The 13,772-nt window shown below is 65.1% G+C and carries 13 protein-coding genes; 4 read left to right on the top strand and 9 right to left on the bottom strand.

Annotated elements, in window-relative coordinates; genetic code table 11:
- Positions 1-319 precede the first annotated feature (319 nt).
- The 7 genes from ACHWVH_RS13140 to ACHWVH_RS13110 all read right to left on the bottom strand — a co-directional run bounded on the left by ACHWVH_RS13140 (position 320) and on the right by ACHWVH_RS13110 (position 8,856).
- On the bottom strand, positions 320-850 hold the full coding sequence (locus ACHWVH_RS13140) for a hypothetical protein (RefSeq protein WP_394687328.1): 531 nt from the start codon (positions 848-850) through the stop codon (positions 320-322).
- A gap of 56 nt (positions 851-906) precedes the next feature.
- A complete protein-coding gene (locus ACHWVH_RS13135) occupies positions 907-2,067 on the bottom strand; it encodes an AAA family ATPase (RefSeq protein ID WP_152237146.1) in 1,161 nt (386 codons plus the stop codon).
- Positions 2,068-2,135: 68 nt separating this feature from the next.
- Positions 2,136-3,038, bottom strand: a complete 903-nt coding sequence (locus tag ACHWVH_RS13130; protein WP_394687327.1) for an alpha/beta fold hydrolase — start codon at positions 3,036-3,038, stop codon at positions 2,136-2,138.
- Positions 3,039-3,123: 85 nt separating this feature from the next.
- Positions 3,124-4,296, bottom strand: a complete 1,173-nt coding sequence (locus ACHWVH_RS13125; protein WP_173003392.1) for a Fic family protein — start codon at positions 4,294-4,296, stop codon at positions 3,124-3,126.
- A gap of 118 nt (positions 4,297-4,414) precedes the next feature.
- Positions 4,415-5,431: a 3-oxoacyl-ACP synthase III gene (locus ACHWVH_RS13120; RefSeq protein WP_017907736.1), complete on the bottom strand. Its 1,017-nt coding sequence runs from the start codon at positions 5,429-5,431 to the stop codon at positions 4,415-4,417.
- A gap of 102 nt (positions 5,432-5,533) precedes the next feature.
- Positions 5,534-5,851 (bottom strand): DUF4156 domain-containing protein, encoded by a 318-nt coding sequence (locus tag ACHWVH_RS13115; protein WP_017907737.1) that lies wholly within the window; start codon positions 5,849-5,851, stop codon positions 5,534-5,536.
- Positions 5,852-5,976: 125 nt separating this feature from the next.
- Positions 5,977-8,856 carry a M16 family metallopeptidase gene (locus ACHWVH_RS13110; RefSeq protein WP_394687326.1) on the bottom strand — a complete coding sequence of 960 codons (2,880 nt, stop codon included), beginning with the start codon at positions 8,854-8,856 and terminating at the stop codon, positions 5,977-5,979.
- Positions 8,857-9,270: 414 nt separating this feature from the next.
- Between ACHWVH_RS13110 and ACHWVH_RS13105 the strand changes: the two genes are divergently transcribed.
- Positions 9,271-9,747, top strand: a complete 477-nt coding sequence (locus ACHWVH_RS13105) for a hypothetical protein (protein WP_394687325.1) — start codon at positions 9,271-9,273, stop codon at positions 9,745-9,747.
- Positions 9,748-9,788: 41 nt separating this feature from the next.
- Positions 9,789-10,268, top strand: a complete 480-nt coding sequence (locus tag ACHWVH_RS13100; RefSeq protein ID WP_017907740.1) for a tRNA (cytidine(34)-2'-O)-methyltransferase — start codon at positions 9,789-9,791, stop codon at positions 10,266-10,268.
- Positions 10,269-10,355: 87 nt separating this feature from the next.
- On the opposite strand, the gene ACHWVH_RS13095 is transcribed toward ACHWVH_RS13100, so the two are convergent.
- Positions 10,356-11,045: a DUF1349 domain-containing protein gene (locus tag ACHWVH_RS13095; RefSeq protein WP_295933647.1), complete on the bottom strand. Its 690-nt coding sequence runs from the start codon at positions 11,043-11,045 to the stop codon at positions 10,356-10,358.
- A 147-nt stretch (positions 11,046-11,192) separates the two neighbouring features.
- Here ACHWVH_RS13095 and ACHWVH_RS13090 point away from each other — a divergent pair, with 147 nt between their 5' ends.
- Both ACHWVH_RS13090 and ACHWVH_RS13085 read left to right on the top strand, forming a co-directional pair.
- Positions 11,193-11,735: a TetR/AcrR family transcriptional regulator gene (locus tag ACHWVH_RS13090; protein ID WP_017912149.1), complete on the top strand. Its 543-nt coding sequence runs from the start codon at positions 11,193-11,195 to the stop codon at positions 11,733-11,735.
- Positions 11,736-11,979: 244 nt separating this feature from the next.
- Entirely contained in the window at positions 11,980-12,552 is a 573-nt protein-coding gene (locus tag ACHWVH_RS13085; protein WP_017907743.1) for an Ax21 family protein, read from the top strand.
- Positions 12,553-12,728: 176 nt separating this feature from the next.
- Here the strand turns inward: ACHWVH_RS13085 and ACHWVH_RS13080 are convergent, their stop codons facing one another.
- Positions 12,729-13,754, bottom strand: a complete 1,026-nt coding sequence (locus tag ACHWVH_RS13080) for an NAD(P)H-dependent glycerol-3-phosphate dehydrogenase (protein ID WP_043095427.1) — start codon at positions 13,752-13,754, stop codon at positions 12,729-12,731.
- Positions 13,755-13,772: the final 18 nt, after the last annotated feature.

Genomic DNA, 13,772 nt, shown 5'->3' with positions numbered 1-13,772 from the left:
CTGTCCGATTGCGTGCAGCGTCCGCTTCCGCGCGACGCGCACGTCGGCGGCGACTGTACCCAGCCAACAATGTTGCATCACGGCAATCGGTAGCAGTTTGCGCGCGCCCGTGTAGACGATCCACGGCGCAGCGGCAAGCACCGCAGCACACCCTGACAGCATTCGTGAGCATCGGCACTCAGTGCGCGCAACGATACTGACTTAGCTAGGTTGAGCTAGCGTAGTACACATGGCCACAGATCGTGGCTGTCGCTACTACCCTTGGTTGACTGGGACGGAGTGATCGAGCGCATCTTTCCAAGACAGTCACTCTTCCAATTTAAACCAAGAGAGAATCTAAATGCCTAATTGCCCTATGCAAGCTGGGTGATTTTTCTGCAGCCCTTCTTGGACTCCAAGAGCCATTCACGAACGCTTGGAGATGGATATTATATCCCACCCCAGGCTTCCCTGAATCGAAACTTGAAACAACTTCGTTACGCAACGCTCTTTTATTGGAGCTCCGCACAAGATTAACTACCTCTCGCTTTGGATCAACAACTTCATCTGGGGATCTTGGAATTTTTGCACGAGATATTCCAAAATAATCAGAAAAACCATCGTCGTCAGCAAGCAGCCAACTCTCAGCCTCATTTACGGCAAGCCGCAGTATAAACCTCTCCGATGCAGTCGATGGCCTCCATGTAGATAGCAACTTCACTGCACATTTACCATCAGTGTCAGCAATGCAAAGGACATGGCCAATTTTTGCAAGAGAAGAATACCTGGAAATATTCTTCACTAGCTTTGTAACTCCACCGGTATCTATTGGACTTGCTTCAATATCCCAACGGAGTATTTCAGAAACCAAGCGAACTCCAAGTGCACATGTGAGAGAATCCTCGCCAATCACATAAATTGACGGCATCAGAATAGCCCCATTTGCTCTATCTTATCTGGCCTCGTTTTTGGAAGCATAACTTCGGCCGCATTCAAGCCTGAATTCATTGCCTGAACTTCTTTTTTATCAGGCGACCTTGCTATTGTTCCATTATCACCTGGCTCCAGAAGTAGTACAGAGCTTGGATCAAGCACTGCCGCGATAAGGTTGTCACTATGCGTAGTAACCAAAATTTGACGCAAGAAAGCTCCCTTTTTCCGCTGTCTAAGCACCCGCTCAATCATTAATGGTATGTATTCGACAATAGCATCATTAAGCGAAAGCTCTGGTTCTTCCAGCAGAAGCATTCCATCGCCTTCTTGGAGAGCCCAAAGCAACCCTATAAGCCTCAATGTTCCATCTGAAAACTGATCTTCTCGTTGCCAAGCACCGTGCTCTCGCCAGTGCTTAAAACGAGCCTCAAGGTGTGGCGCCCCTGAGACCTCATCTTTTTTAAATTGCAATTCGGAAAACTGAGGAACCGCCACCACTAACGCTTTTCTTATCCTCTCCAGACGAGCCGCTTGTGTTTTTTGAGGCGTTCTAGCGATTCTCTGCAACAGGCCTTGTCCAAAAGGGTCATTCTCTACAACTCGACCGCTAATTTCATCCCCATGCTTTAAGAGTTGCGGCACCAAATGCAGATAGGTCGTCGCTCCAAAAAATTCAGCCAACTCGCGAAATTCCGAGTTATTATTAATCTGTTCTATGTGAGTTTGCGTTAGACGAACTGGATCTTCCATATCCTCCTTTTCCGGACGTGATCTAATTTTCTCCCCATCCAGAAAGACAACCTCTTTCGTGATAAGTACACGCTGCGCACCTTTACCCTCAGCCTTAAATGCCAACTCATAGCGCCAACGCGGGACTTCGTCTTCGAAAGATTCAGCAACTTCAACCTCAATCCCCACTTCAGGATTTGTCCTTGCGTGAAGACTCCTTAGCTTACTCAAGCCCCCGCGTTCCTTAAGAGCTTTCTGTAGACCACCACCCTCTGATTGGGCAACCGTTCTTAGAAAGCGGAAAACGTCCAAAAGATTAGATTTACCAGCTGCGTTAGCGCCTATGACATAACTACGCGGATGCAGCTCCACGTCCACATCTCGAAAATTTCTCCAGTTACGCAACCTGAGGCGAGTAATCAGCATTTAGTCTCTCCGCTACAAGAAAGCACAGCTAAGATAAGGAAATCTCGAGAAAATAACAAACTTAGTTTTTATAGCGGATGCGCGTCCAGAAACCGGCGGATCGCCGGCACCAGCACCTCGTGCTTGTCTTCCAGCACGTAGTGGTTGGCATCCTCGAAGGCCATCACCTCGGCCTGCGGCAACGCGCGGCGGAAGCCTTCCAGGAAATGATGGTCGAAGCAGATGTCACGCAGGCCCCAGCCGATGAAGGCCGGGCGATCGGCGAACGACGGCAATGCCTGCTCGGCCCGCGCCAGCAGCGACCAGGCCTTGTCGGCCGGCGACAGCGGAATGTCCTGCATGAAGCGGATCGTGGAAATGCGGTTGGCCCAATTGTCGTACGGCGCCACGTAGGCGCGACGCACATCGGCGGGCATGCGTCGCGACACACCCAGCCACGACGCGCCCGAAGAGAACGCATTGAACGTGCGGATGAACCACTCGCCCGGGCGCCAGTGCCGCCCCATCGCGATCTGCCACGGCATCGGCTTGGCCGCCGGCAGCGGGAACGCCGCGGTATTGGTGATGACCAGGCGCCGCACCTGCGCATAGTGCGACAGCGCCCAACCGAAACCGATCATGCCGCCCCAGTCGTGCACCGCCAGCGTCACCGGCCCGTCGATGCGCAGATGCCGCAGCAACGCGTCCAGGTCGTCCACGCGCGACTGCAGGGTGTAGTCGTAGCCCGGCCGCGCGCCCGGCGCATCGTCCGGCTTGTCCGACAGGCCCATGCCGATGTGGTCGGGCACGATGCAGCGGTAGCGGTCCGACAGCCCGCTCACCAGCGTGCGCCACAGATAGCTCCACGACGGATTGCCATGCAGCATCACCACCACCTCGCCGTCGCGTGGGCCTTCGTCGAGATAGGACATGTGCAGCCCCGGGCGGACCTGGAAGTGCTGCGGGGTGAAGGGGTAGCCGGGGTAGTTCATGCGGGGGACCGATGCGAGATGGAAGAGGAAGACGGCACCGCCGCGGCGCATGATGCATTGCCGTCGGCGTGCGGCGTTGGGGAACTCATAACGGCTGCGCACCCTCGCTGAGGATGTCCAGATAAGCCTGATAGGCGAACACGCGGTGCCGCTGCTGCCCGGTGAGTTCGTTGACGATGTCCAGATCCTGCAGGGTGCGGATGGCGGCACGGATCGTCGGTGCGCTGAGCGGCAAATGCGGCTGGACCTGCGGCACGCCCAGCAGGACACGACGGGCGAACTGCTCGTACACCAGGCCCACGTTGCCAGCGCGCGTTCCCAATCCGGCGATACGTGCGCGGTCGGCCGCCAGCAGTGCCAGCAGGCGCTGCGCGGTGGACACCGCCTGTTGCGCGGTGTCTGCAACGCCCTCGAGAAAGAAATCCAGCCAGCCTTCCCAGTCGCCCTCGGTGCGTACCGCGTTGAGGCGCTCGTAGTAACGCGCGCGATGGCGCTTGAAGAACAGGCTCAGGTACAGGCTGGGCGCGCGCAGCACACCTTCGTTGCACAGGATCAACGCGATCAGCAGCCGCCCCAGCCTGCCGTTGCCATCGCTGAAGGGATGGATGGTTTCGAACTGCACATGCGCCAAGGCTGCCTTGACCATCGGCGAGACGTCGCGGCCAGGCGCGTGCAGGAAGCGCTCGAAGGCGGCCAGCACCGCATCCAGGGCTTCCGGCGGCGGCGGCACGAAATGCGCCAACGCCGGCGAGGCACCGCCGATCCAGACCTGGCCCGAACGGAATTCGCCCGGACGTTTGCCGGCGCCACGCCCACCTTGCAGCAGCAGCGCGTGCATTTCGCGGATCAGGCGCAGCGACAGCGGGAAGTCATCCTCGCGCAAGCGCCGCAGCCCGTGGTTCAGCGCAGCGACGTAGTTGGAGACTTCTTCGACGTCGTCCAGAGGGACACCCGGTGCCTCGTCCAGTTCGAACAGCAGCAGATCGGACAGCGACGATTGCGTGCCCTCGATCTGCGAGGACAGGACCGCTTCCTTGCGCACGTAGTGGTAGAGGAACAGCTCCGGGTCCGGCAGCATCAGGGTGATGCCATCGAGGCGACCAAGCGCCTGGTCGGCCTGTTCCTTGCGCGCGATCAGCAGCGGCGCCGCCAACTGCAGCGGCGGCTCGGGCGGCAGCGGATCAGGAACGAACGCCTGATAACGGCTGCCCGCCAGCGACCCGGGAACATAGTGTCCGGTACAGCGTCGAGACGACATCAGGCAATCCTTGCCGTGGCCGGAGACGGCTCTTAGGAAAGAAATTTAGCAAATTTCTTTCTAAACACCCAAATACGGCGCGCAAGGAAAATTTGCGCGCCTGTCCTGCGCCTCTCGCTTACCAGACCACCTCGGCCATCGAGCAGTTCAAGCCCGAGCCGATGCCCATCAACGCGATCCGGTCGCCCTTCTTCAGGCGACCCAGCTCGCGCAGCTTGCTCAGCACGATCGGCACGCTGGCCGGGCCGATGTTGCCGTATTCGCCGAAGATGGTCATGACCTTCTTCTGGTCGATCCCGAAGCTCTTCATGAAGGCCTTGGTGTGCGGAAGGCTGACCTGGTGGATGACGAACTGGTCCAGTTCGTCCACCGCCCACCCCAGCGCCTGCCGCGCGGCGGCGAAGGTCTTCTGGCCCAGCTTGAGGCCTTCGATCAGCAGCATGCGGGTGTCGGTGACCATGCGGTCCATGTTGCCCCGGCACAGGGTGTTCCACTGCGTGGCCGAGCGAGTCACGCCGCCGCGGTAGCGCGGTGCATCCGGCGCCAGGTCGGTACGCGCCATCACCATCGCCACGGCACCGCACCCCAGGGTCAGGGTCGCCATTTCGTCGCGGAAGGCGTCGGCGGTCAGATCCTGCGAGGCCATCCGCTCCAGGGTCTTCTCGTACACCAGGTTGGCGGTCTCGCCATCGACCACCATCGCATAGTCGATATCGCCACGCTCGATCATGCGCGCCGCGATGTCCATGCCGTTGATGAAGGCCAGGCAGGCGTTGGCGACGTCGAAGGTCATGCACTGCTCGCTCACGCCCAGATTGCCGGCGACGATGCTGGCGGTGGACGGCTCCAGGTAATCGCGACTCACCGACGTGTTGACCAGCAGCCCGACCTGCCCAGCCTCGATGCCCGCATCGCCCATCGCCTTGCGCGCCGCCAGCGTCGCCACGTCGGACGCCTGCAGGTCCTGGTCCCACATGCGCCGCGCGTGGACGCCGGCGATGTCGCCGAGCACGTCGGCCCGGATCCGCAGCCGGTCCAGGGTAGGCTGCAGGCGCGCGTTGATCTGCTTGGAGGTCAGCGTGTGCGGCGCGTCGATATGCGCCAGTCCCGCGATCGAGACGTTGGTGAAGAGCATCGAGGTGTACGCCAGGGTCAGGCGAGGGGGCGCCAATTCTAGCGGTTACACCGTTTTACCGCATCTTTAACAAATCCCCGGAAAGCGTATGGTCTGAGCGGTTCAGCGGCCGCCGCACTGGTAGGCGGTGAAGCGCTGGTCGCCGTCGACCGGGTCGCCCATCGCCTGCACGGTGTTGGCGCCCACGCCGGGCGCCTCGTTGCGCGCCAGGGTCTCCAGCTCCTCGCGCACCCGCAGCGGGTTGCGCTGATAGAAGCCGACGCTGCTCTTCACCGACACCACCACCTCGCCGCGCTTCTCGCAGCCGCTGGCGGCCTGACCGGGCGGCAGGACCCGCACCCCTTTGCCTTCCGGCGCCATCGGCACCCAGGTGCAGCCGGCGAGCGTGGCGAGCAGGACGAAGGCGATCGGTAGACGCATGGACGGGCCCGTTGGCAGGTGAATCCGGATTGTGCCGCAAAACGCTGAATCGGCCATGACACCGTCGGCCTGCCGGCGTCGGCAGGCAGCGCGCGCCGGCCCTCGCCGACGCGCGCCTGCCGCACTCAGCGCGGCGCCGGGGCCGGGGCCGCCGCCCCGCCCTGCGGTACCCCGTCGGCATCGATCACGGTGACCTCGCCCAGCTTCAGCGCGCGCACCGTCGCCTCGATCTGCTTGAGGTCGCCCACCACCACCCAGGTCAAGGTGTTCGGGTCGAGCATCGACGCCGCCTCGCGCACCTGCGCCGGGGTCATCGCCTCGATCTCGGCCTTGCGCTTGAACACGTAGTCGTCGGGGCGGCCGTAGCGGACGATGCCGCCGATCGCGCCCATCACCGCGCTGGCCGTCTCATAGGCGCCCGGCAGGCTCAGGGTCTGGATGTTGCGGATGCGCGCCACCTCCTCCGCCGTCGGCGGTGCCTTGCCGCTCGCGAAGGCGCTGATCTCCTTGTACATCTCCTGCAGCGCCGGGGCGGTCTTGTCGATCTGCACCGGGGCCGAGGCGGTCCACGGCCGCTGGCCAAGGGCGCTGGCCGCGCCGCTGCGCGCGCCGTAGGACCAATGCTTGTTCTCGCGCAGGTTCATGTTCAGGCGCGAGGTGAAGTCGCCGCCGATCACGCCATTGGCGATGTCGAAGCGGACCGCCGCCGGATCGGTGGTCGGCGGCACCAGTTCCGAGGCGAACAGGTTGGCCTGCACCGCGCCGGGCTGGTCGATCAGGTACACGCGTGGCTTGGCCGGCCGCGCCACGCGGGCCGGGACCGGCACCGACGGTGCCGTCCCTTCGCCCTTCCAGTCGCCGAACTGCGCGTCCAGCAGCGGCACGATCTCGGCCAGGGTGGTGTCGCCGACCACGATCAGGGTGGCGTGCTCCGGACGCACCCAGTCGCGGTGGAAGTCGACCAGATCCTCGCGCTGCAGGGCCGCGATCGCCGCCTCGGTGCCGATGCCGCTGAACGGCATCGCGTAGGGATGGCCGACGCCGTACAGCAGCGGCGGCAGCACCCGCATCGCCACGCCGTTGGGCTGGGCCTTCTCCTGGCGGATGCTGGCGATCCAGCTGGCGCGGACCCGTTCGATCTCGTTCGGCGCGAAGCGCGGCCGCCGCAGCATGTCCGCGTACAGCGCCAGCGACGGCGCCAGGTTCTCCTTCAGCGCCGACAGGTAGGCATTGCTGCCGTCCAGCGCAGCGCCGGCCGCCAGCGACGCCCCCAATGCCTCGGCCGCATCGGCGAACGCCAGCGCATCGCGCTCGCCGGCGCCATCGTCGAGCATGCCCATGGTGAAGTTGGCCGTCCCCGGCTTGCGCCCCTGGTCGGCGCTGTAGCCGCCCTGGAACTCGTAGCTGAACTGCACCACCGGTACCTCGTGGCGTTCGGCCAGGATCACCGTGGTGCCGTTCCTCAGCGTCGCGCGCTGCAGCGTCGGGAACGTCAGTTTCGGAAACTGGGTGGTCTTGGGCGGGCCGGCGCTGCGGTCGACCACGCTGGGCAGGGTGCGGTACTTGGGATCGACCGGCGGCGGATTCAGCGGCGCCGGTTGCACCGTCGGCTCCTCGGCCTGCGCCACGCGTTCGCCCGGCTGCACCAGCAGGGTGTAGTCGCCCTTGCCCAGCCACTTGCGACCGACGGCGGTGAGATCGCGCGGACGGGTCTCGGCGATGGTCGCCAGCGAGGTACGGAAGCAGCCGGGGTCGCCGGTGTACACCGCGCATTCGGCCAGCACGTCGGCCTTGCCGCCGAAGCCGCCGATGCGCTCGACGCCACGGATGAAGCCGGCGCGGAAGGCGGTCTTGGCGCGCGCCAGTTCGGCCTTGTCCGGCCCCTTGTCCAGCAGCCTGCGCAGTTCCTCGTCGATCGCCGCCTCGACCCTGGCCGGGTCCACTCCCTGCTTGACCATGGCGATGATGCCGAAGCCGGAGCCGAGCTGCGACGGCCAGACCGAGGCGCTGACCATATCCACCAGCTTGTCCTGGTGGACCAGGCGCCGGTCCAGCCGCGAGGAGGTGGCGCCGCCCAGCACCTGCGCCAGCAGTTGCAGGCGGTCGACGTCCTCGGTGCCGGTCTGCGCCACGTTCCAGACGCGGTAGATCCGCGTCTGCGGCACCTTGTCGGTCATGGTCTCGCGGGTGGACTGGCTGCGCTGGGCCACGTCGACCTTGGGCTGGGCCATGCTGGGGCCGGCCGGAATGTCGCCGAAGTAGCGCGTCACCTTCTCCTTGGCCGTGGCCACGTCGATGTCGCCGGCCAGCACCAGCACCGCGTTGTTGGGACCGTACCAGGTGCGGAACCACTGCTTCACGTCGGCCAGCGAGGCCGCGTTGAGGTCGTTCATCGAGCCGATGACGGTGTGGTGGTACGGGTGGCCGGCCGGGTACAGCGCGCGACTCAGCCGGCTCCAGGCCTGCCCGTAAGGCTGGTTTTCGCCCTGGCGCTTCTCGTTCTGCACCACCCCGCGCTGCTCGTCCAGCGCCGCCTGATCGATGGCGCCGAGCAGGTGGCCCATGCGGTCCGACTCCATCCACAGCGCCATGTCCAGCGCGGTGGTCGGCACGTTCTCGAAGTAATTGGTGCGGTCGCTGTTGGTGGTGCCGTTCTGGTCGGTGACGCCGACCTGCTTGAACGGCTCGAAGAACTCGCCGTGGTGGTTCTCGCTGCCCTGGAACATCAGGTGCTCGAACAGATGCGCGAACCCGGTGCGCCCGGCCGGCTCGTCCTTGGCGCCGACGTGGTACCAGAGGTTGACCGCCACGATCGGCGCCTTGCGATCGGTGTGCACCACCACCCGCAACCCATTGGGCAGGGTGAATTGCTCGTAGGCGATATCCACCGACGCGGCGGCAGCAGGCCTGGCCGCCGTCGAAGGCGGCGCGTAGCTCAATGCGCCGAGCGCGACGGACAGGGCGACGGCCAACAGGGCGCCACGCGGGCGGGTCGAGACGGTCATGCGGATTCCTTCTTCCTTGGGGCGAGTGAAACAGCCGGTGAATGCCGATCGTACCGGGCGTACCGCACGGCGCGCAGTCCGCCGTTGTCGCTGACGCCCTTCTGCAACGGCGTCACCTCCGACCCATCAGCGGGTCGGCTGCCGCCGCGGACGGCGCCGCGGTGTCCGCGTCCGGCGTACGCGAGCGCCCGGGTGTCCGCCCGCGGACACATCACCCAGGAAAATTCTCTTTCAAAAACAGAAGCTTGGAATTGGCACGCGGTCTGCTTACACATCCCCGAGCGCAAGAGCCCCCGGCATTAGGTGAATGAAAGCTTAATAAAACAACCCGCCGCAAAAAAGTTCTTGCAACCCCTGATTAGGTGTACTACCTTACTACCACACCACTGATCAACAACACCAACGAGACCCGCCATGAAGACCACCGCCCTGCTCCTGACCGCCGCCATCGCCGCCCTGCTCGCCGCGCCGTCCTTCGCCGCCACGCAGATCACCACCCTGGATGCGGTGCAGGTGCGCCCTTCCGCCGAGCAGATCGCCCAGCGCAGCATCGAACAGGCCAGCGGCATCGCCACCCTGGCGGCCGTGCAGGTGCGCCCCTCCGCCGAGCAGATCGCCCAGCGCGACGCCGAACTGTCCAGCCGCATCGCCACCCTGGCGGCGGTGCAGGTACGCCCCTCGGCCGAGCAGCTCGCCCAGCGCAACCAGGAGCAGGCCGCCAGCCAGCACGTGGTGACCCTGGCCACCGTGCAGGTGCGTCCGGATGCGGACATGGGCAGCATGCTGGCGATCGGCGACGTGGTCGGCGAGACGCTGGACACCGCGATGCTGCAGCTGCAGCCGAGCCTGCAGAAGCTGGGCCAGGACCTGGCGGTCGGCCTGGTGCGCTGAATCGGCACCAAGGCCTCCGCGCCGGCGCGTACACTGCGCCGATGATCGCCACCCCAACGCTGCATGTTCTGCTGTACCAGCCCGAAATTCCGCCCAACACGGGCAACGTCATCCGTCTCTGCGCCAACACCGGCGCGCAACTGCACCTGATCGAGCCGCTGGGCTTCGACCTCGGCGACCGTCAGCTCAAGCGCGCCGGCCTGGATTACCACGAGTACGCACGATTGCAGGTCCACGCGTCGCTGGATGCGGCCCTGCAGGCCATCGCCCCGCGCCGCCTGTTCGCCCTCAGCACCCGCAGCAGCACCCGCTACGACACGCCCGCCTTCGCCGACGGCGACGCCTTCCTGTTCGGCCCGGAAACCCGCGGCCTGCCGGACACGGTGCTGGAGCAAGTGCCCGACGCGCAGCGCCTGCGCCTGCCGATGCAGCCGCACAACCGCAGCCTCAACCTGTCCAACGCGGTCGCGGTGGTGGTGTTCGAGGCGTGGCGGCAACTGGGCTTTCCCGGCGCCGACTGAGCGTACGGCGCGCGTCGCCTGGCAACGCGCCATCCGATGTTCTATCGCTGCATCGCTGGCGCAGCACGCGCCGCGGCACTGCAGGCGTCAGGACAGATCGTGCAGGTCCTTGCCCAGCACCGGCCCCAGGCTCCAGTCGGAGAAGCGGACCTTCAATCCTTCCCGTTCCGGCGTGCACGTCATCGGGCCGACGAGGTAGGAGGAGGCGACCGGGAACGGGCACAACCGCACCAGCGGCCAGGATCTCCCGTCGCGCGAGACCTGCAGGCGCAGCACGCCCTTGTCCACGGTGGCGCGCATCCAGAAATCCGACGCGTCCGCTTCGTACGGGCCGGTGGCCCAGTCCGAACGGCCGTCGGTCAATACGCTGCTGAGCATCGGCCGCCCATCGCTCAGTTCGATGCCGGCCTTGACCCAGCGGCGCTCGTCGACCCGCACCATGAGGCCGGCCTGATCGTAGAGCTGTTCGAACTTGCCGCGCACGCGCAATTGGCAGGTGAAGCGCGCGGGTGCGGCGATGCCGAGGAAATGCCCACTGTCGCGGGTGAACCCGTAATGGGTTTCGCGCCAGAAATCGCCGCCCTTGTCGGTGACGACCTCGAGCACGCCGCCCGGCAGGATCCGATGGACCTTGGGCGCGTTGAGCCAGGTGCCCGCCTCCCAGCCGGAAGCTGCCCCCGCGCGCGCACCCCTCGCCAGCACGACGCTGCCGGCGGCGAGCCCACCCAGGGTCGCCCGACGACCGATATCCACGTCCTGCTCCCCGGAATTCGCCATCGCACTGCTCCTCACGTCGCTGTTTCGGAGGCGCCATCGCGGCGATGGCCTTCGTCGACCTCATCGGCGAATTTGTACATCTGTACCAATTGAGGCGTCAACCGCGACCTGCGATCATCGGCTTCGTCGAGACAGCGTTGGACAGGCATGAGCGGCAGGACCTGGCGCCAGGATCCGCACCGGAAGGAAGCGATCGAGCAGGCCGCGCTGCGGGTGATCCTGGATCACGGCGTCACCGGCACCACCTTCCGCAAGGTCGCCGAGGAAGCCGGCGTTCCGCTCAGCGCCACCACCTACTATTTCGGCTCGATGCACGACCTGCTGGTCGCCGCGTTCACCCGCTTCTCCCAGGACGTGTCCGCCGACTTCGCCGCCGAAATCCGCACCGCGCAGAACCGCGACCAGGCCTGCGAGGCGGTGGTGAACATCATCTTCGCCGAGGGGACGGCGTCCCCGCGGGTGCTGCTGCTGAGCTACGAACTGTATGCGTTCGCCCGCCGGCATCCGGAGATGACCGCGATCATGCAGCAGTGGATGGCCAGGAGCCGGGCCGCCCTGGAAACGCAGTTCTCCGTCGCCGCATCCGCCGCCATCGACGCCTTCATCGAAGGCGCGACCATCCACCGCTCGGTCGTGCCCATGGACAGGCAGCGCGTGCGCGCGGCGATCGAGACGCTTGCCGCGCTGTAGCGTGCCGCTCGCACGCGGTGGGCGTCGCCACCTGCGCCGACAGTCCTGAAATTCCCTGTTGCCTGGAATGCAACGGCGCGCATCACAACAATGCATCGCGAGCGCCTGAACGGGGCGTTTAATTTATGGACTGGTCGGTTTGGGATTCAGGGCGAGTTCGGGTCGCTAACGGATAATTTACATATCGGCAGCGAACGGCCCCACGCCTCAGCGCCGACAAACCAATAACGAAGGTACCCCGATTATGAAGACCTCTCTGCTTGCTCTCGGCCTCCTGGCCACCCTGCCGTTCGCCGCTTCGGCCGCCGAAGGCCTTTCCTACAACTATGCCGAAGCCGGCTACGTCAAGACCGACGCCAGCGGCGGCGATGCCGACGGCTGGGCGGTCAAGGGTTCCTACGCGTTCCACCCGAACTTCAGCGTGTTCGGCGACTTCAACCGCCAGAAGACCGACTTTGCCGACGCACGCGTCGACCAGTGGCGCGTCGGCGCCGGCTACAACCACGAGATCGCGACCAGCACCGACCTGGTGACCCGCGTGGCCTACAACCGTTTCGCCCCGGAATACGGCACCAAGTTCAACGGCTGGAGCGCCGAAGCGGGTATCCGCACCGCGTTCAACCCGTACCTGGAAGTCTATGCCCTGGGTGGTTACGAGGACTACCTGAAGAAGGACGGCGTCAATCCGGAAGGCACCTTCTACGGCCGTCTGGGCGCCCAGGCCAAGCTGAACCAGAACTGGGGCCTGAGCGCCGACCTGAAGATGGACCGCCACGGCGACAAGGAATGGTTCGTCGGCCCGCGCTTCAGCTGGTAAGCGTTGCCTAGCGCCGCGCGCGTCGTCTCTCTCCCGCCGCGCGCGGTTCGGAAAGCCCGGTCCCACGACCGGGCTTTTTTTTGCCTGCCGATCCGGCGCATCACTGACCCACGGATGTGCAGACACGCAAACGCCCGGCCAGGCCGGGCGTTTGCGTTTTCCAGCACGTGGCCGGATCAACTGAACAAGGTGGTCGGGTACTCGGGCTTCTGTTCGCGCGCCAGCAGCTGCTGCAGGCCGACCGCCGGGGTCAGCTCGCCATGCAGGACCGCGCGCACCGCGTTGGAGATCGGCAGATCGATGCCGTGGCGCTCGGCCTGGCGCATCACCTCGTCGGCGGTCTGCACCGACTCGACCACCTGGCCGATCGCGCGCACCGCCTCCTGCAGCGGTTGCCCACGGCCCAGCGCCAGGCCAAGCCGACGGTTGCGCGAGAGGTCGCCGGTACAGGTGAGCACCAGGTCGCCGAGTCCGGCCAGCCCCATCAGGGTTTCCGGCTTGGCGCCGATCGCCGCGGCCAGCCGCAGCATCTCGTTGAGGCCGCGGGTGATCAGGCCGGCACGGGCGTTGAGGCCCAGTTCCATGCCGTCGGCCACACCGGTGGCCACCGCCAGCACGTTCTTCATCGCCCCGCCCAGCTCGGCGCCGACCATGTCGTCGCCGGTATAGGCGCGGAAGGTCGGGCCGTGCATCGCATCGGCGACCTGCTGGGCGAACGCGGCATCGCCGTGCACGGTCACCGCGGTCGGCAGGTCCAGGGCCACTTCCTTGGCGAAGGACGGACCGGTGACCACCGCCAGGGGGACGTCCTCGCCGAGGATCTCCTGCGCCACTTCGTGCAGGAACCGCCCGGACCCGGGCTCGAAGCCCTTGGTCGCCCAGGCCACGCCGGCCTGCGCCGGGCGCAGCGGCGCGATCTGGCGCAGGGTTTCGGTGAACGCATGCGACGGCACCACCACCAGGATCCAGTCGGCGCCATCGATGGCCGCCGCCAGGTCGGTGGTGGCCTGCAAGCCCTCCGGCAACGCGATCCCCGGCAGGTAGCGCGGGTTTTCGTGGCGCTGCCCGATGGCCTCGGCGACCACGGCATCGCGGCCCCACAGCACGGTCGGATACCCGTGCCGTGCGGTCAGCGACGCCAGCGCCGTGCCCCAGGAGCCGGCGCCGAGGACGGCGATCTTCTTCTTGGCGTTATCGCGCATGCGCAACGGCGAACGCGC

Origin of the sequence: uncultured Xanthomonas sp. (assembly GCF_964278005.1) — a bacterium.
GTDB classification, from domain to species: Bacteria; Pseudomonadota; Gammaproteobacteria; order Xanthomonadales; family Xanthomonadaceae; genus Xanthomonas_A; species Xanthomonas_A sontii.
The sequence above is the reverse complement of the archived record's forward strand: the minus strand, read 5'-3'. Positions and strand labels throughout refer to the sequence as shown.

Coding starts and splice junctions, on each gene's coding strand:
- ACHWVH_RS13135 (WP_152237146.1), bottom strand. CDS start 2,067: ATGCTGATTACTCGCCTCAGGTTGCGTAACTGGAGAAATTTTCGAGAT.
- ACHWVH_RS13130 (WP_394687327.1), bottom strand. CDS start 3,038: ATGAACTACCCCGGCTACCCCTTCACCCCGCAGCACTTCCAGGTCCGC.
- ACHWVH_RS13125 (WP_173003392.1), bottom strand. CDS start 4,296: ATGTCGTCTCGACGCTGTACCGGACACTATGTTCCCGGGTCGCTGGCG.
- ACHWVH_RS13120 (WP_017907736.1), bottom strand. CDS start 5,431: ATGCTCTTCACCAACGTCTCGATCGCGGGACTGGCGCATATCGACGCG.
- ACHWVH_RS13115 (WP_017907737.1), bottom strand. CDS start 5,851: ATGCGTCTACCGATCGCCTTCGTCCTGCTCGCCACGCTCGCCGGCTGC.
- ACHWVH_RS13110 (WP_394687326.1), bottom strand. CDS start 8,856: ATGACCGTCTCGACCCGCCCGCGTGGCGCCCTGTTGGCCGTCGCCCTG.
- ACHWVH_RS13105 (WP_394687325.1), top strand. CDS start 9,271: ATGAAGACCACCGCCCTGCTCCTGACCGCCGCCATCGCCGCCCTGCTC.
- ACHWVH_RS13100 (WP_017907740.1), top strand. CDS start 9,789: ATGATCGCCACCCCAACGCTGCATGTTCTGCTGTACCAGCCCGAAATT.
- ACHWVH_RS13095 (WP_295933647.1), bottom strand. CDS start 11,045: ATGGCGAATTCCGGGGAGCAGGACGTGGATATCGGTCGTCGGGCGACC.
- ACHWVH_RS13090 (WP_017912149.1), top strand. CDS start 11,193: ATGAGCGGCAGGACCTGGCGCCAGGATCCGCACCGGAAGGAAGCGATC.
- ACHWVH_RS13085 (WP_017907743.1), top strand. CDS start 11,980: ATGAAGACCTCTCTGCTTGCTCTCGGCCTCCTGGCCACCCTGCCGTTC.
- ACHWVH_RS13080 (WP_043095427.1), bottom strand. CDS start 13,754: ATGCGCGATAACGCCAAGAAGAAGATCGCCGTCCTCGGCGCCGGCTCC.